The following is a 17,534-nucleotide window of genomic DNA, read 5'->3' on the forward strand; positions in this document are numbered from 1 at the left end:
AAGAACTAGGCAATAGCTTCTGGGGCTCCGCCCATAACACGAACGAGCTGTCCCTCACAAGTATTTACACCAGCTTTAGTCACTTTAACCCGGCACACTTCACCACGAAGCTCTTCAGGACCATCAAACATAATTTGCAAATAATTGTCGCTGTAACCCATCAGCTTGCCTTCGCCGCACAATCCCTTCTCATCCCGCTCAGGAATAACATCCAGGACCTGACCCACAAATTTCTCAGCATAAGCGAGCTGCATTTGCTCGGACAAATCAATCAACTCATGAACCCGTGCATGCTTAACTTCCTCATCCACTTGGTCTTCCATTCTCGCTGCAGGTGTTCCGGTACGCTTGGAGTACGGGAATACATGCATTTCCGAGAAGCCAATCCGCTTGATCGCTTCAAAGCCTTCCCGGAACAGCTCATCCGTCTCACCGGGGAATCCCACGATGATATCCGTAGTAATCGCTACGTCCGGCATGAAGTCACGGATCTTGCGAATCTTGTCTTCAAATTCAGCAATCGTATATTTCCGGCGCATCCGTTTAAGCACCTCATCACTGCCCGCTTGAAGTGGGATGTGGAAGTGGCGGGACATTTTGCTGGAATTCTTAAGCACGTCCAGCATCTTGTCGTCAATCTGGCTTGCTTCGATCGAACTGATGCGGATACGCTCCAAACCTTCAACCTTGTCCAGTTCCCACAGCAAATCGGATAGGCGGTAGTTCTCCAGATCATCCCCATATCCGCCGGTATGAATACCAGTTAGTACAATTTCCTTAAATCCGGCAGCTACCAGGGAATGAGCCTGCTTAACCACACTCTGCGGATCACGGCTGCGGGACAGCCCACGCGACCAAGGAATGATGCAGAACGTACAGAAATTGTTGCAGCCTTCCTGAATCTTCAAGAACGCTCTTGTGCGGTCCGAGAAATCCGGCACATCCAGTTCTTCAAATTCGCGGGTCTTCATAATGTTGCGAACCGCATTGACCGGTACGCGCTCGGATTGGATCTGCTGAATGTAAGGCATGATCTTGTCTCTATCTTGTGTACCGATAACCAGATCCACACCTGGAATATCCAGAATTTCCGCAGGCGAAGTCTGCGCGTAACAGCCAGTTACCGCAATAATTGCGTCCGGGTTGCGGCGGACAGCCCGGCGGATAATCTGCCGGCTCTTCTTGTCTCCTGTATTGGTTACTGTACAGGTGTTGATCAGATACACGTCCGCGGTCTGTTCAAAATCAACCTGTTCATAACCTTCATTTTTGAACAGCTGCCAAATGGCTTCTGTATCATAGAAATTCACTTTACATCCCAACGTATAAAATGCTACGGATGGCATGTCATGCTCCCCCCATTTCTCCGGTTTCATAAAGTATACAAGTCAGGGCGGCCATACCCGCCGTTTCTGTCCTGAGAATCCGCCGGCCTAAGCCGACCGATACGGCTCCAGCCGCCTCGGCTTCTTCAATCTCACTTTCGGCAAATCCGCCTTCGGGACCAACCACCAGCATAACGCGGTATCCTCTTTCTCTGGTTAGCGAGGCTGACCAAGGCGCAACCACGTCTCGAAGCTGTTTGCCATCTTCCTTCTCGTAACATACACACACGAGGTCGTACTCAGAGAACTGATCTTTGAGCTGTTTCCAAGACAGTGCCGTCTGTACATCCGGAATCTTGCTGCGGTGCGCCTGCTCTGCGGCTTCTTTCGCAATTTTGGTCCAGCGGGTGATCCGCTTCTCTTCCTTCTTGGCGTCATACTGCACGATCGTCCGTTCGGACAGGAACGGCACAAATGAAACAGCACCGATCTCGGTGCATTTCTGAATTACGGTCTCCATTTTATCGCCTTTAGGCAGGCTTTGAGCCACCGTCACCTGAAGCCAAGGCTCCCGCGACAGGGATAAATGTTCAATGATCTCCGCATGAACCTCCTGCGGGTTAATGGTCTTAAGCTGGACGACCGCTTCGCGTGAAATCCCGTCGCTGACAATCACCTTGTCATTCGGCTTGCCACGCATAACTTTTCCAATATGTCTGGCATCTTCGCCCGTTATAATGACCGAAGTTTCTCCGAACTGCTCCGGTGTAATGAAATAAAGCTGCATCTCTCAACCATCCTTGTTCAAAAATCACCAAAGTACATCATACAACTTTTGACCAGGACTGACCAGTACCTGGGCCCGGTAAAATACCAACAGGCGGGCTTAGCCCGCCATAAGATCAAAGAATGTGGAATAAATGTGTTTTGCCGCCGTGTATAGCGGTGTAATTGTATACTCATTAAGCTTCGGAAGCAGTACGATCAGCAGGAAGATGAAGATGGCGTAACGTTCAAACTGCTGCAGCTTCCCCAGCATGCTCCGCGGCGCCAGATCCTCAACAATCCGGTACCCATCGAGGGGAGGAAGGGGAATTAAGTTAAACAAGAACAAGAAGAAGTTCATCATGTTAAAGTAATAAAAAAAGGAGGATAGCGCAACAACCAGCTTGCTTGGCTCACTGGCTCCCCACAAAGGGTCCATGACCCCAAAATGGAAAAGCAGCGCATAAATCCCTGTCCCCAAAATACCCAGCAATAAGTTGCTGATTGGGCCTGCCGCCGAGACAATAATGCCCATTAGCCGCGGCTTGCTGAAATTGTCCCGGTTGACCGGCACGGGTCTTGCCCAGCCAAAACCCGCAATCAGAAGCAGAAGAATACCGATAAAATCAAAATGAACAACCGGATTTAAAGTCACCCGGCCGAGCAGCTTGGCCGTAGGGTCCCCGAACTTATTGGCAAAATAAGCATGGGAAAATTCATGTACTGTAAAAGCGATAACCAGTGCCGTAAGGAAAAAGGGCAATTGGTCCAAAGGAATCCGGAATAATCTTTCAAAAAAATCCATGCTCTACCTCTTCCTGGCCACGAAAGCGATCCAATCCTCTTCCCGGGCCTTCTCCGTTATTTCAAACCCTGCTTTGATCAAAGCTTCCTCAACAATTTGTTCCTTATTCTTGTATATTCCGGAAGCAATATAATACCCCCCTGGCTCAAGCGCCTGATAAACGTCGTCAATAAACAATAGGATAATCTCAGCCAGGATGTTAGCCACGACTACACGGACCGGAAGCTGTACGCCCAGTCCCGTTGTTCCTTCCTTCAAGACAGAGAGAAGATCGCTCTCATGAACCGTGATCTCATCGCTAAGACCGTTAAGCTGCGTATTCTCTCTGGCGCTTGTCACAGCCACCGGGTCCAAATCAATCGCAAGAACATGTCTGGCACCTAGTTTAACTGCACCGATAGCAAGAATCCCGGAACCTGTTCCGACATCGATAACCTCATCGCCCTCTTCGATTACCCCTTCAAGGGTTCTAAGGCAAAGCGCTGTGGTGGGATGCGTACCTGTGCCAAAGGCCATTCCAGGGTCAAGCTCGATGATCCGCTCCTCCGGAGTCTGAGGCTCATAATCCTCCCATGTTGGTTTGATCGTCAATCGGTCCGAGACACGCAAAGGCTTGAAATACTGTTTCCAGTTATTCGCCCAGTCATCCTCGTGAACATCCCGGATCTCAAACTTAATAACACCCGGGTCAATCCCAAAATCTCTCAGTTCTTCGATACGCGGGCCGACCTCTTCCACCACGGTATCCACATCGCTGGTTTCAGGGAAATAGCCCTTTACCTTAGCCTCACCCTCGGGGATTCCATTAGGCTCTAATTCGTACCATTGTCCGTATGATAGATCCTGCAGCTTGCTGTTGTTGATGGATTCCTCAATAGAAACTCCGCCAGCCCCGGCTTCGTGCAGAAAGTTGGTGATCATCTCCACCGCTTCTTCTGTCGTATGTATAGTCAACTCTCTCCAATTCATGAGTGAAAAGCCTCCCCTATCCTAATTGCATAACATTCATTGTACTATACAATCCAGACAAGAACAAAATTCCTTGCAAGGTTGGAATTTATTAAGTAACTCTCTTTCGTTCCAAGGACCGATCTTCCGGATGGGAAAGAGCTATGACGCAGGTCAATTGACATACGCTGCATGGCAAATAAAAAACGCCGTGCGTATACACGGCGGAAATTTAGGGAAGATGAATAAGTGTGTTCATTTGTTAAACCAGTCGATTCCCGTGCTGACGCGCATCAGCCCGCTCACTGCGCTGTAGGGCCTCCCAATCTTCCTGATCGGCACGCTCTTCTGAGAACTCCACATCCAGGTAGCTGCCTTTCAAATTTTGGGGAACCTTGCCTGTGAAGCGTTTGTTGTAACCCGGCTTCTTGTCCATTCTGTCGTCATTCTCCTTTACGTTAGTCATCAGAGCATTCCTCCAGCTTCTTCGATAAGACGCAGCGCCTGGTGATGGGAATTTTCGTCCACAACCACAGTTAATAAAATATCCCGGCCCGTTGGTCCGCCTTGTCCTCCGTCACTTAATCCACTTGCAGCCGGGTCCGTGGCCGCAAGTATCCCGACAGACTTATTCGTGATCTCGGCATCCTGGGTCAGTGAGGCCAATGAGTTCCAGTCTCCTGAGTACATATTGGCCGGATCGACCCCCTCGCCTGGGTAACGGCTGAAGCGTGTAATGGACATATCGATTACCCTTAGCGCATTCAGCTTTCGCGATACGCCTTCCGCTTCCTCCGGGCTTTTGAAATAGGCCAGTATATTCTTCTCTGCCATATTGGAATTCCGCCTTTCCTATAAAAACTTTCTATGCTCAGCTGTTTACGGCTCTATGGGAAGTTAGGATGCGGCATCGATGCCTAATTTATGCGGTAAATATTATTCTCTTGGACAGGGAAAACTATTTCTGTCCAAAATGAAACCGTTGCTTGTCCGTCACGTATTACATATCTATAAGGACCAAATACAATATATCTTTTAGGAGGCTTTCAGACTCAAATGATGAAAAAGTTAATGCTTGTCGTGATGGCGTTCACGTTATTCTTCGCTTTCACCGCACCGCACGCGGTAGACGCTAAGCGCTCAGGCGGGTTCAAGTCCGGCACACGCTCTTACACGAACACCCCTAAGAAATCAAATGATTACAACAGTACTAAGAGTTCAAATACAACAACCGGCCAGAACGCTAAACGCGGGTTCTTTAGTGGCGGAGGATTTATGAAAGGCCTTATGATCGGCGGCCTTGCTGGAATGCTCTTTGGCGGAATGTTCTCCAATATGGGCTTTCTTGGAAATATCTTTGGTCTGCTGATTAACCTTCTGGCTATTTACGTGGTAGTTATGATAGGTATCGCGTTGTACCGCAAGTTCAGGAAACCACGTTATAATGATCACCGCGGAGGAAGATACTAAGCTATGGTTCTAAGCATGGACGAAATCATTAACGCCATCTGTCTTCATATGGCCCAACGCAAGTCGGTTCGTCCAACCGAGGTTCAGGTTGAACTCGCATGGGACGAGGATACCGGTTATACCGCTGAAGTATGGGTGGGCGGCAGAAGCATGTATCTGGTTGAAGCCAACATCATCGAGGCTATCCTGCTGTATGCCCACACCGAATATGGAATCCGGGCGTTTCGTGAGGATGTTACTCTGGATTTGGACGAAGAGATTACGGCGCGGATCGCCAATTAAAAGGTTAAAGGGCTGTCCCAAGGTTTCGCACCTTGGACAGCCCTTTTGCTATTCCACTCTGTTGCTCCTGTCTAACTTTGATATACATAAAGAAGCAGCTCCACAGTCACTTGTCTGTGGAGCTGCTTCTTTATTGTGCTGATCCTAATCGTTATTAATCCCCACGGAAAGCCCGTTTCATCCGGTCAAAGAAGGACTGCTCATTCTCATGGGTGTGCTCGCCATCCAGAGCTGCGAATTGACGCAGCAGATCCTTCTGTTCCTCATTCAGCTTACTTGGCGTGACGACAACCACCTTGACATGCTGATCGCCCTGACCCATGCCACGAAGCCGTGGAACGCCTTTGCCCTTCAGACGGAAGTAAGTTCCCGTCTGCGTTCCGGCAGGAATTTTGAGTTTAACCTTCTCTGTCAGGGTCGGAATCTCAACTTCGTCTCCAAGCGCGGCTTGGGCGAACGTGAGCGGAATTTCGCAATAGATGTCATCGCCCTCACGGTCGAAGAAATCGTGCGGTTTCACCCGAATCACAATATAAAGATCTCCTGCCGGGCCACCGCGAAGTCCGCCTTCCCCTTCACCGGACATACGCAGTTGTGCCCCATCGTCCACACCAGCTGGAATACGCACATGAATTTTTCGCTGCTTCTTCACTTGGCCGTTGCCATGACAGGTTGGGCACTTCTCCTTAATAATCTTGCCGGCACCGCCGCAATTGCTGCACGGACGACGGTTAACCATACGGCCAAACGGCGTATTCTGTACCACTTCCTGCTGCCCGGAACCATGACAGACCGAGCAGGTCTCCGGCTTCGTTCCAGGCTTGGCACCTGAACCAAAACACGTATCACAGGACTCTGTACGCGGAATAGTGATATCCGTCTCTTTTCCGAACACGGCTTCCTTAAATTCCACCGTCATCGTATACTGCAAGTCATTCCCGCGCTGCGGCGCATTCGGGTCACGCCTACCGCCGCCTCCACCGAAGAACATATCAAAGATGTCACCCAGGCCGCCGCCGAAGTCAGCCCCCGAGAAGCCGCCGCCCATGCCCTGATTCGGATCAATATGACCGTACTGGTCATACCTGGCACGCTGCTGTGAATCACTAAGAACGTCGTAAGCTTCCTTGACTTCTTTAAACTTGGCCTCTGCGTCTGGCTCTTTGTTCACGTCTGGGTGATACTGACGCGCCAGCTTTCGGTAAGCCTTCTTAATCTCGTCTTCGGAAGCCCCTTTACCGAGGCCCAGGACCTCATAGTAATCTCGTTTCTCAGCCAATTGTTCCACCCCCCATATCCATCATTCACAGTCAAAAACTGCCCGGCTAGGCAAAAGGAAAGCCAAAGCGCGGGATGCCTAAGCGCTTTGACCTTCCCTGTTAACCTTTACCGGTTATAGTACTATATTTGTGGTCTATTAGTTCTTCTTGTCCTCGTCAACCACTTCATAGTCAGCATCAACGACATTGTCTTTTGCCGCTCCGCCTGCAGCTGCGCCTTGCGCTCCTTCAGCCTGCTGAGCTTGTGCAGCCTGCTCATACAGTTTAACAGAAAGCTGTTGAACAATCTCCGTCAATTTCTCGGTAGCTGCTTTAATTTCTTCAAGGTTCTCGCCTTCAAGCGCTTTTTTCAGCTCATCTTTGGCAGCATTCGCCTTCTCAACTTCGCCTGCTTCGGCTTTCTCACCAAGATCCTTGATAGTCTTCTCCACAGTATATACGAGTTGGTCGCCCGCGTTCTTCGCTTCCACAAGCTCTTTACGCTTCTTGTCTTCTTCCGCATGAAGTTCGGCGTCCTTCATCATTTGTTCAACTTCAGCATCGCTCAGACCGCTGGAGGAAGTAATCGTAATCTTCTGGCTCTTGCCAGTTCCTTTGTCGGTTGCGGATACGTTCACGATCCCGTTCGCATCGATATCAAAGGTAACTTCGATTTGCGGCACGCCGCGTGGTGCTGGAGGAATATCCCCAAGCATAAAGCGTCCAAGCGTTTTGTTGCCTGCAGCCATTTCCCGTTCACCTTGAAGCACGTGGATTTCAACACTCGGCTGATTGTCAGCGTAGGTCGAGAATACTTGGGATTTGCTTGTTGGAATGGTGGTGTTGCGCTCGATCATTTTAGTAAATACGCCGCCTGCAGTTTCAATACCCAGGGACAGCGGAGTTACGTCAAGCAGGACCACGTCTTTAACGTCACCGGTCAATACCCCGGCTTGAACCGCAGCACCAAGTGCAACGACCTCATCCGGGTTAACGCCTTTGTGAGGCTCTTTGCCTGTCAATTTCTTGATCGCTTCCTGTACCGCAGGAATACGGGTGGAACCGCCGACAAGTACGATCTTGTCGATGTCTGCTGGAGTCATTCCCGCATCACTAAGCGCACGGCGGGTTGGTCCAAGTGTTCTTTCTACCAAATCCGCAGACAATTCTTCAAACTTCGCACGGGTGAGGTTCACTTCCAAGTGCTGAGGCACTCCGTCAGCCACGGTGATGAATGGAAGGGAAATTGTAGTTGTCAGTACGCCGGAAAGTTCTTTCTTGGCTTTCTCGGCTGCATCTTTCAGACGCTGTACAGCCGCTTTATCCTTGCTCAGATCAATACCTTGGTCTTTCTTGAATTCGGCTACCAGGTAATCAATAATCACTTGGTCGAAATCATCACCACCGAGGTGATTGTCACCGCTTGTTGCTTTTACTTCAAAGAAACCGTCGCCCAGTTCAAGGATCGATACGTCAAATGTACCGCCCCCAAGGTCATATACCAGGATGGTCTGGTCTTCAGCCTTCTCAAGACCGTAAGCCAGAGCGGCAGCCGTAGGCTCGTTGACGATACGCAGGACTTCAAGACCAGCGATTTTACCGGCATCCTTGGTAGCTTGACGCTGGCTATCGTTGAAGTAAGCAGGAACTGTGATAACCGCTTGGGTTACCGGTTGTCCAAGGTAAGCTTCAGCATCGGATTTCAATTTTTGCAAAATAATTGCTGAAATCTCTTGAGGCGTGTAATCCTTGCCGTCAATTGATTCTTTATGGTTCGTACCCATATGTCTCTTGATGGAGATAATCGTACGGTCAGGGTTAGTGATCGCTTGACGTTTTGCCGTCTCCCCTACAACACGCTCTCCGTCTTTCTTAAAGCCCACAACCGAAGGGGTTGTACGCGCGCCTTCCGGGTTAGGAATAACAACGGCTTCGCCGCCTTCCATAACCGCTACGCAAGAGTTGGTGGTTCCAAGGTCAATACCAATAACTTTACTCATAAGTTTAATTTCCTCCTTAGTATGCTATATAAGTTGAACAAATGATTGTGCGGATAGAAATCCGTTCACAAAGGCGAACGCTGCGCTTCTACAGAATCATTTCACCCTTGCTTACTCCCTGATCTTTCTTTAGTCCAACTTTTATATGTTCGGGTTGTCGTAATCTCTATGTGTTAGCCGCTTACCTTAACCATTGCCGGACGCAGCACTTTATCTTTAAGCAGATAGCCCTTTTGTACTTCTTCTACTACTATGCCTTCCTCGTATTCATCCGACTCCACTTGCATGATAGCCTGATGATATTCAGGGTTAAAAGGCTGGCCAACCGCATTCATCGGTGTAAGGCCTTCGGCCGATAGAACACCCTCAAGCTGACGGAAAATCATATCCACGCCTTTGGTGAAGGATTCCGCTTCCGCGCTTTCCTGGGCTGCCGTAAGGGCCCGGTCCATGTTATCCACGACTGGAAGAAGCTCGGTGATTAATTTGGCGGACGCATATTTAGCCAGCTCTTCCTTCTCCTTCAGTGTGCGTCTTCTGAAGTTGTCAAAATCAGCCTGGGAACGCAGAAAACGCTGCTGGTGCTCCTGCACCTCGGCACGAAGACGTTCAAGCTCCTCAGAGTCAGCAGATACCACTTCTTCCACAGCTTCGGCGGAGTCCCCGGACCTGATTTCCTCTGCTCCTTGCACTTCCTCTGTTTGCTCGTTCTGATTCACATCATTAGAAGGATTCATAGTATCTTCCTTTTTCTCTGTATTCGTTTCCTCTTGAATAGGTTGTTGTTCCTTCAAGATGTATTCACCTCCTTAAAATGCGGTTAATCGATTAATTCATTCATACATTAGTTTGGTTTGGATAAAAATTTGGTCATGTCTCTGGATAAAATATTCAGTAATGCAATAACTCTGGCATATTCCATCCGGGTCGGGCCTAAGATCCCGATAGTTCCCAGCGCCTCCCCCTCAACAGCATAAGTCGCTGTAATCAGACTGCAGTTCGCGAAGGCGGCATGATCGTTCTCTGTCCCAATGCGGACCTGGATTCCTGTTCCGGATGATGCGGGAACAAGCAGCTTGAGCAGCGTAGGAGTCTCTTCGAGCAGATCCAGAATCCCTTTTACTTTGTCCACATCCCGGAATTCCGGCTGGGTAAGCATATTGGTCGTACCGCTTAAGAAGACCCTTTGACCATCCTTTCCACTGTCTAGAGCCTGATCAAGCACAGTCATAATCTCCTCAAAGTGGGAGACATGCCGCTGCAGCTCCTGGCCCAGCTCTGTGTACAGAGCGGACTTCAGCTTATAGATAGGCACCCCGGTCAGCTTGCGGTTAAGCAGATTCACGACCTTCTCCATCTCGGACACGGACACACCCGCCGGAATGGATACCGTCTTATTCTCCACCTGGCCGGTATTCGTTACCACAATGGCCACAGCCGTATCTTCATTCAAGGATAACAGCTGAAAATGGCGCAGCGAAGTATGAAAAACCTCCGGTCCCAGGAGGATGGAAGTGTAATTCGTCATATGAGACAGAATGGTGCCGGCATGCTGGATAACCTGTTCAACCACGTTCAGCTTCTCAGCGTAGAAGTTCTTAAGCTGCATCAGTTCCTCTGAAGCAATTGCTTCTGGTGGTACCAGGTGATCAACATAGTATCTGTAGCCTTTATGTGAAGGTATTCGCCCCGCAGAGGTGTGGGGCTGTTCCAGGAAACCGAGTTCTTCCAAATCGGACATCTCATTACGAATGGTAGCCGGACTATAGCCAACATCGCCACGCTTGGAAATACTCCGAGAGCCAACAGGCTCAGCCGAACGGATATAGTCATCTACAATAGCCGTCAAAATCATTCTTTGCCGTTCCGTTAACATGATATCCCTCCTAGCGGACTTCATCGTACATGTAATCCAACCACGGTTCGTTAGCACTCACTTCTATCGAGTGCTAATCGTTAATACAAAAATACCAAAACCATATGGCTATTGTCAAGTCAGCACGGCATGATTCAAGGCCTATAAAAGTTGAACTATTGATTTACTCGTAAGGCTCTCATACGAAATGTTATTTAACACAATTGTCTATGAGAAAATCAAATCATCATTAATGCTCCCAAAATACTCCAACCAACTTATACCATAAACATAAAACACAGCTCCATCTACACCTAAGTGCAGATAGAGCTGTGTTATGATTAATAGTTAAATTAGCAGGATGTTCTATTCCCTGTTAATCTATTTCCACTGATTGAATGCTATCCTCATCCGTAGGGTCCAAGTTATAGAATAAGTAGCCTGATTTGTAGTCCACCGAACCATAGATGAAATTATAATCCAAGCGATATCCGCTTCCTTCTCTGGAGATCGACTCGGCTGGAAAACTGCTAGGGTACTTACTCAAATGAACATTTAGATACAATGAAAAGAAAGTATCCGTCAAATGGAGTTTGTCTTTTAGTTCATCAGACATGTATAAAATCAAACTTGGGAAAGCCATCCCGTTCTCCTCTTGCTTGTCGGCCCAATCCGCCCATTGCATGCCATCCGACATCGTGCCTCCAATGAGAAATCTCTTCCCGTCAGATGAGGTCATCACATCCCAATCGAAATCCAAATCTACTCCCTTGAAGGAAAGCGATCCATAATTCTTGTTTAAGTAATCCTCCAGGGCTTTAGAGTCCATCGCCTTCCCGGTTGAACCGGTCGAAGGCTTCTGCTGAACAGAGGGGCTCAGTTTTTGCTCAACTTGAGGTTTAGCCAAAAAGGCCTTAACATCGCTTGATGGAATCGCCAGATTAATGCTGGCTGAGCTTTCAATCAATGCCGATGTAATTCCCACCAGTTCCCCCTTCATATTAAACAGGGCGCCGCCACTGCTTCCATGGTCAATTGGAGTAGAGATCTGTATGTAATTCTGACCTTGTACATTTCTTGAAGTCTGGCTGATTACTCCGCTGGTCAGTGAATTCTTGAACCCTAGAGGAGAACCAATGGCTACAACCTCCTCTCCCAATTGGAGCGTCGTAGAGTCACCCATAGTTACTGCCGCAAGATTAGTTGCAGGAATTTTTAATAATGCCAAGTCGCGGCTCTCATCCTTGCTTAAAATAATTGAGGTTGTAAAAGAGCGTTGGTCATTGAATTCAACTTTGACGGATGCGGCTTCGTCAATAACGTGATAATTCGTGATAATCTTGCCGTCCGAACTGATTACAACCCCGCTCCCCGAGGCCAACACCTTATTTGAAGCATCGTACGTTTCAATGTACACTACCCGGTTGGACAGCTTCCCTATCTCCTGGACCGATGTAGTTGAAGTTGACGGAACCGTTGATGGATTCGGTGCTTGGGCCGGTGGAGTTGTCGTCTGTGCTGAATTGTCCTTTGCACCATATTCAAAAGATGGGGGAACAGGCGAAACTATATTAATCTCCTTCCCATGAACCTCAATAGTGCTGCCAAATGATTCACCAATAAAGCGAAGAGGAACATAAGTTACCCCCAAGATGGTACGGGGTTTTGTAGTTAACTGTATTTTATTCCCATCCTTGATTGCAAACTTCTGCCCCATAGTAATCGCGATATTAACCCCATTCTTGGAAGCCTTCACCGTCTGGGTCTTGGCATCCCATTTCACACTTGCGCCTAATCCCTCAAAAATAGTCCTTAGAGGAACCAGAGTTGTTCCGTTCTCCTGTATCGGCTTGCTGGAGAATTGCAGCTTAACCCCGTCAATCGAAACAGAAATCTCTTGGCTTGCTCCAAATACAGCAGCCGGTAAAACCATCGACAGCAATAACACTAACAATATGACTTTCTTCATCTCTTTTCCCCATTCTGCCTTATTATGCATGCTCGCATTTCACCATTATAGGATAAATGTACCATTAGAGGAATATATTTTTTTATAGAATATAGGAGCATCCGCTCACAACAAAAAACACTGCCATCAGCAAATGCCGATTGAGCAGTGTTCTGTATCTATTCAAAGTCAGCTTAACATCTTAAGCACAGCTATTTCATCACAGGCGTTCTGCTTGGGGCAGCTTACGCAATCTGTCCAGACCTTTTCGGGAAAAATCTCTTTATCCACTACAGTAAACCCGTTTTTCTTGAAAAATGAAACTTCGTAAGTCAAGGCCATGATTTTGGGGATTTGGCGTTCTCTTGCTTGCTTGATCAGTTCCTCAATAATTTTGGAGCCGATGCCCATCCCCTTATAACCTTCGGAAATCCCCAAGGAGCGCACCTCAACCAAATCTTGGCCAAGAAGACATAAAGAGCCGCACCCAACCACAACTCCATCAACTTCTGCTACAACAAAATCCCCGATTTGACGCTCCAGCACCTTACGGGAACGCGGCAGCATAATTCCCTGGCGTGCATATTCCTCAATCATTTCAAAAAGCGGATCCACATCCGATAGTACCGCCTGTCTGCATACCACTGTCATTGTACTGCCCCCTGAGCTGATTCATAATATGAATAAATATACAGCAAGGCGTATAAGATTTCAATACATAATTATCTATATTTATGCAGGATATGCAGAACTCAGGCATATGGAACTCTTCAAATTCAATCCTCTATTAAATGAAATCAAGTATCTTAACCACCTATTCTTGGCTTGTCAGGCTGCCGATAAATTCCGCAAATACCTCATTGCCAAACAAAACACCCTTCTCACTTAACTTGTAACCTTCAAATTCTTCCGTCTTCTCCAACAGTCCGGCCTTTAGCATCTTATTCAGAGGCGCACGGAATTTCTCTTCTATAGATATACCGAACTGTTCCAAAAACCGGCGGCTCTGGATTCCATCCAGGACCCGGAGTCCAACCATAACAAAGTCTTCCATTGCTTCCGCAAGGGTTACCTCAAACTGCTCCATGCGCGGAAGGCCGTCGGCTGCAGCTTCGTTGTAAGGATTGACACCCTTAATATTGATATGACGCTGTCCTCCCACATATCCGTGGGCTCCAGCCCCAAGTCCATAATAATCTTCATTGCGCCAGTAGGTCATATTGTGCCTGCTCTCGAACCCAGGCTTGGCAAAATTACTGATCTCATACTGCTTATACCCCGCTTCTTTCATACGGGACATCAGCAGTAGGTACATTTGAAGCTCATCCTCTTCATCAGGAAGCGGAAGCTGATTCTTCTGATACATTGTATGGAAAAGCGTATTCTCCTCCACCTTAAGACTGTATATGGAGTAATGTGGAAGACCAAGCGCCAGAGCTTTCGTGATGCTCTGATCCAGCATTTCTACGGTCTGGTTCGGAAGCCCAAACATCAGATCAATTGACATATTCGTGATTCCGGCTTTTTGCGCATTCTCCAAGCTCCGGTACACATCATCCGTATTATGAATCCGGCCAATGCCGCCAAGCAGCTCATTCTGAAACGCCTGGACTCCGAAGCTGACCCGGTTTACCCCACCGTCTTTCATCACGGCAAGCTTCTCCAAATCCGTTGTGCCCGGATTGGCTTCCATCGTAAATTCCATATTATCCGCCCATTTCGGGAAATGCTTGCGGACTGAGCTTAAGAAATACTGCATTTCATCAGGCTTCAGAACTGTGGGTGTTCCACCTCCCACAAAGATCGTATCAATCACATCCGGTGGAGTCGCCTGAACAGTAAGTTCCATCTCACGATCCAAAGCCCTCAAATAATCCATGACCGGCTGATCCTTGAGTACATAAGAGTTGAAATCACAGTAGAAACATTTATTTGTACAAAACGGAATGTGTATATAAACGGCTTTCGGTGCAGTGTCCTTCAAAATGCGGGGTTCATCTGCCCGATCTGCCTTGAATTGATTTGTATTTAGCATATTGCTGCCCTCCTGCCTTCAAAGCTTCAGAATTAAAACTTAGCTGCTATCTACCATTTCTGGATAAGGGCTATACTCGCAACCCTTATTACCTAATATCTTGTCTTGACCCTCAATACTCTCTTAATCTACGGAAAAAGGAAAGCCTCGCGGCTTTCCTTCAGTGCTCTGACAAGTCGTTTGCGATTTAATAAGTTACAGTAGGGATTGGATATGTCTTTCCAGCCGCTTCTTGTCCGCCCTTTGCTTTGATTAGACTAAGCAGTAGCAAAGGGCTCCCAAAGGCGGACGTAAACTCTTGAAAGACATATTCCTATCTCCTTCTTATTTATTAAATGAACTGGGCCTTGTCTCCATCAATGCTACGCCAGCTTTCCTTTTCCCCGTAATCCCGCCTACTCCTCGTCGATCTTAAGAACGGCCATGAACGCTTCCTGCGGCACCTCTACACTGCCGACCTGCTTCATGCGCTTCTTCCCTTCCTTCTGCTTCTCCAGGAGCTTCCGTTTACGTGAGATGTCACCGCCATAACACTTGGCAAGCACGTTCTTACGCATTGCCTTAACGGTCTCACGTGCGATAACCTTGGTTCCAATGGAAGCCTGAATCGGCACCTCGAACATTTGGCGCGGGATGAGCTTCTGAAGCTTTTGACAGATCAGGCGTCCACGATGGAATGCCCGGTCCCGGTGAACAATGAAGGATAAAGCATCCACCTGTTCCCCATTGAGGAGAATCTCCATCTTCACCAGGTTGGAAGTGCGGTAGCCAGACAATTCATAGTCGAATGAGGCGTAACCTTTGGTGCTGGATTTCAACTGATCGAAGAAATCATAGACGATCTCCGACAGCGGAATGATGTACGTAATGGTTACACGGGTCGTATCCAAATACTCCATGTTTACAAATTCCCCGCGCTTGCTCTGGCAGAGCTCCATGATCGTGCCTACATAGTCATTAGGAACAATAATCGCAGCTTTAACATATGGCTCCTCGACGTGATCGATCTTACCCACCTCAGGATAGTTGGATGGGTTATCGATATCTACGACTTCGCCGTTTGTCAGGGTAACTTTGTAAATAACGCTCGGCGCGGTTGTAATCAGCGGGATGTTGAACTCACGCTCAATCCGCTCCTGAATAACATCCATATGAAGCAATCCGAGGAAGCCGCAGCGGAACCCGAAGCCGAGTGCACTTGAAGTCTCTGGTTCAAAGCTGAGCGAAGCATCGTTAAGCTGAAGCTTCTCCAGCGCCTCACGCAGGTCATTATAATCAGACGTTTCGATCGGATACAGACCGCAGTAAACCATCGGGTTGATTTTGCGGTAACCTGGCAGCGGTTCCAGCGTAGGATTCTTCGCATCAGTCACGGTATCCCCGACACGGGTATCGCCAACCGTCTTGATGCCCGCAACGATAAATCCGACATCACCAACGTTGAGCTCGTCCACAATCGTCATGCGCGGCATAAACGCGCCAACCTCAATGACCTCAAAGGTCTTGTCGGTCGCCATCATCTTAATCTTGGAACCGGCCTTGATCTTGCCGTCAATGACACGGACGTACACAATAACCCCTTTGTACGGATCATAATGGGAGTCAAAGATCAGCGCCTTAAGTGGCTGGTCCGGATCTCCCGACGGGGCAGGCACCTTGCTGACTACCTGCTCTAAAATTTCCTTAATTCCGATCCCGGCCTTGGCGGAAGCGTGGACCGCCTCGCTTGCATCGAGGCCGATAACGTCTTCAATCTCCTGCTTCACCCGGTCCGGGTCTGCACTTGGCAGGTCGATCTTGTTGATTACCGGCAGGATTTCCAGATTGTTGTCAAGTGCCAAATAAACGTTGGCCAGCGTTTGGGCTTCAATCCCCTGCGCCGCATCAACGACCAGAAGCGCCCCTTCACAGGCGGCCAGGCTTCGGGACACCTCATACGTAAAATCGACGTGTCCTGGTGTATCAATCAAATTAAGCAGGTATTCTTCCCCATCATCCGCACGGTACGTAAGCCGTACAGCCTGCAGCTTGATGGTAATCCCGCGCTCGCGTTCCAGCTCCATCTGGTCCAGAACCTGATCCTGCATCTCACGGGAAGTCAAAGCGCCCGTATATTCCAGAATACGGTCGGCCAATGTGGATTTACCGTGGTCTATATGTGCAATAATGCTGAAATTTCGAATCTTCTCCTGTCTTGCCCTAATATCTGTCATTCCTTACCCCCACCAAAGAACCTAAGTATAATCAATTTATTATATCATACGGAAAGAACTAAAGAAACGCACGTTTCGTGAGGCACAAATGCGGGTTCTCTCCGTACTCGGCGGGAATATGGCTAATTCGTTAATGAACCGAACAAAGACACGACCCACTTAATCCCGCTCTGGGAAGCCTGCTGAAGCAGCTGGCCTGTCCGGTCAGCAAACCGGTCAATAGGTGTCTGCTGGGCTTCCGGAAGCAGCATGGTGCCTGGTGTCTGCAGCGCACCCGTTGCCGCCTGGCTCTGCACCGCCTGCTGGGTTGACTGCTGAGAGACGGCCTGCTGCGTAGCCTGCTGAAGCGGAGCTTGTCCATCCTGTGCCGCAGGTACCAGGGCCAGGCCTTGCCCACCTGCAACGGGCTGAAGCAGCCACCCTCCCGTCTGGGCGGGCAGCTGCCCGCCTGAGGTCTGTCCTGAGGCTGTAGCTCCGGTTCCAGCAATCGTATTCGGCCTTACTGGACTCGCTTGGTTTCCCAAGGAAGTGCCCGACAGCTGCATGCCAAGCGTAGCCCCTGCAGCCAGAATGAGGCCATACAGAACCATTTTTCTAACCGTTCGTTTCATTATACTTCCTCCTTAGAC

General features: G+C 48.6%; 17 protein-coding genes. 2 read left to right on the top strand and 15 right to left on the bottom strand.

What is annotated here, in order from left to right; genetic code table 11:
* Positions 1-5: 5 nt before the first annotated feature.
* From mtaB to KJS63_RS04125, 6 genes are all read right to left on the bottom strand, one after another.
* Complete coding sequence (gene mtaB, locus KJS63_RS04100; protein ID WP_068616217.1) at positions 6-1,346, bottom strand: tRNA (N(6)-L-threonylcarbamoyladenosine(37)-C(2))-methylthiotransferase MtaB; 1,341 nt, start codon at positions 1,344-1,346, stop codon at positions 6-8.
* Position 1,347: 1 nt separating this feature from the next.
* Positions 1,348-2,112: an RsmE family RNA methyltransferase gene (locus KJS63_RS04105; protein WP_213618023.1), complete on the bottom strand. Its 765-nt coding sequence runs from the start codon at positions 2,110-2,112 to the stop codon at positions 1,348-1,350.
* A 99-nt stretch (positions 2,113-2,211) separates the two neighbouring features.
* Positions 2,212-2,895, bottom strand: coding sequence for a site-2 protease family protein (locus tag KJS63_RS04110; protein ID WP_068616213.1), 684 nt, complete (start codon positions 2,893-2,895; stop codon positions 2,212-2,214).
* 3 nt (positions 2,896-2,898) lie between these two features.
* Positions 2,899-3,864 carry a 50S ribosomal protein L11 methyltransferase gene (gene prmA / locus KJS63_RS04115; protein ID WP_213618024.1) on the bottom strand — a complete coding sequence of 322 codons (966 nt, stop codon included), beginning with the start codon at positions 3,862-3,864 and terminating at the stop codon, positions 2,899-2,901.
* Positions 3,865-4,105: 241 nt separating this feature from the next.
* Positions 4,106-4,309: a YfhD family protein gene (locus KJS63_RS04120; RefSeq protein WP_068616208.1), complete on the bottom strand. Its 204-nt coding sequence runs from the start codon at positions 4,307-4,309 to the stop codon at positions 4,106-4,108.
* Positions 4,309-4,677, bottom strand: a complete 369-nt coding sequence (locus KJS63_RS04125; RefSeq protein WP_213618025.1) for a hypothetical protein — start codon at positions 4,675-4,677, stop codon at positions 4,309-4,311. Before KJS63_RS04125 ends, KJS63_RS04120 begins: the two co-directional genes overlap by 1 nt.
* 225 nt (positions 4,678-4,902) lie before the next feature.
* Between KJS63_RS04125 and KJS63_RS04130 the strand changes: the two genes are divergently transcribed.
* Both KJS63_RS04130 and KJS63_RS04135 read left to right on the top strand, forming a co-directional pair.
* Positions 4,903-5,313: a hypothetical protein gene (locus KJS63_RS04130; RefSeq protein ID WP_483874612.1), complete on the top strand. Its 411-nt coding sequence runs from the start codon at positions 4,903-4,905 to the stop codon at positions 5,311-5,313.
* Between the two features lie 3 nt (positions 5,314-5,316).
* On the top strand, positions 5,317-5,595 hold the full coding sequence (locus KJS63_RS04135; RefSeq protein WP_068616201.1) for a YxcD family protein: 279 nt from the start codon (positions 5,317-5,319) through the stop codon (positions 5,593-5,595).
* Between the two features lie 154 nt (positions 5,596-5,749).
* Here the strand turns inward: KJS63_RS04135 and dnaJ are convergent, their stop codons facing one another.
* The 9 genes from dnaJ to KJS63_RS04180 form a co-directional block, all read right to left on the bottom strand.
* A complete protein-coding gene (gene dnaJ / locus KJS63_RS04140; RefSeq protein ID WP_068616199.1) occupies positions 5,750-6,874 on the bottom strand; it encodes a molecular chaperone DnaJ in 1,125 nt (374 codons plus the stop codon).
* 138 nt (positions 6,875-7,012) lie between these two features.
* Positions 7,013-8,854: a molecular chaperone DnaK gene (gene dnaK, locus KJS63_RS04145; RefSeq protein ID WP_213618027.1), complete on the bottom strand. Its 1,842-nt coding sequence runs from the start codon at positions 8,852-8,854 to the stop codon at positions 7,013-7,015.
* Positions 8,855-9,027: 173 nt separating this feature from the next.
* Positions 9,028-9,648, bottom strand: coding sequence for a nucleotide exchange factor GrpE (gene grpE / locus KJS63_RS04150; protein WP_213618028.1), 621 nt, complete (start codon positions 9,646-9,648; stop codon positions 9,028-9,030).
* A gap of 50 nt (positions 9,649-9,698) precedes the next feature.
* Positions 9,699-10,730 carry a heat-inducible transcriptional repressor HrcA gene (gene hrcA, locus KJS63_RS04155; RefSeq protein WP_068616194.1) on the bottom strand — a complete coding sequence of 344 codons (1,032 nt, stop codon included), beginning with the start codon at positions 10,728-10,730 and terminating at the stop codon, positions 9,699-9,701.
* A gap of 355 nt (positions 10,731-11,085) precedes the next feature.
* Positions 11,086-12,678, bottom strand: coding sequence for a trypsin-like peptidase domain-containing protein (locus KJS63_RS04160; RefSeq protein ID WP_213618029.1), 1,593 nt, complete (start codon positions 12,676-12,678; stop codon positions 11,086-11,088).
* Between the two features lie 168 nt (positions 12,679-12,846).
* A complete protein-coding gene (locus tag KJS63_RS04165; RefSeq protein WP_213618030.1) occupies positions 12,847-13,308 on the bottom strand; it encodes an N-acetyltransferase in 462 nt (153 codons plus the stop codon).
* Positions 13,309-13,471: 163 nt separating this feature from the next.
* Positions 13,472-14,692 carry a radical SAM family heme chaperone HemW gene (gene hemW / locus KJS63_RS04170; protein ID WP_213618031.1) on the bottom strand — a complete coding sequence of 407 codons (1,221 nt, stop codon included), beginning with the start codon at positions 14,690-14,692 and terminating at the stop codon, positions 13,472-13,474.
* Positions 14,693-15,087: 395 nt separating this feature from the next.
* Positions 15,088-16,905 carry a translation elongation factor 4 gene (lepA, locus tag KJS63_RS04175; RefSeq protein ID WP_068616185.1) on the bottom strand — a complete coding sequence of 606 codons (1,818 nt, stop codon included), beginning with the start codon at positions 16,903-16,905 and terminating at the stop codon, positions 15,088-15,090.
* Between the two features lie 122 nt (positions 16,906-17,027).
* The gene (locus tag KJS63_RS04180; RefSeq protein ID WP_213618032.1) at positions 17,028-17,516 is read right to left on the bottom strand and encodes a hypothetical protein; all 489 of its coding nucleotides are present in this window, start codon (positions 17,514-17,516) and stop codon (positions 17,028-17,030) included.
* Positions 17,517-17,534: the final 18 nt, after the last annotated feature.

Origin of the sequence: Paenibacillus sp. J22TS3, assembly GCF_018403205.1 — a bacterium.
In the GTDB taxonomy this organism is placed as follows: Bacteria; Bacillota; Bacilli; order Paenibacillales; family Paenibacillaceae; genus Fontibacillus; species Fontibacillus tuaregi.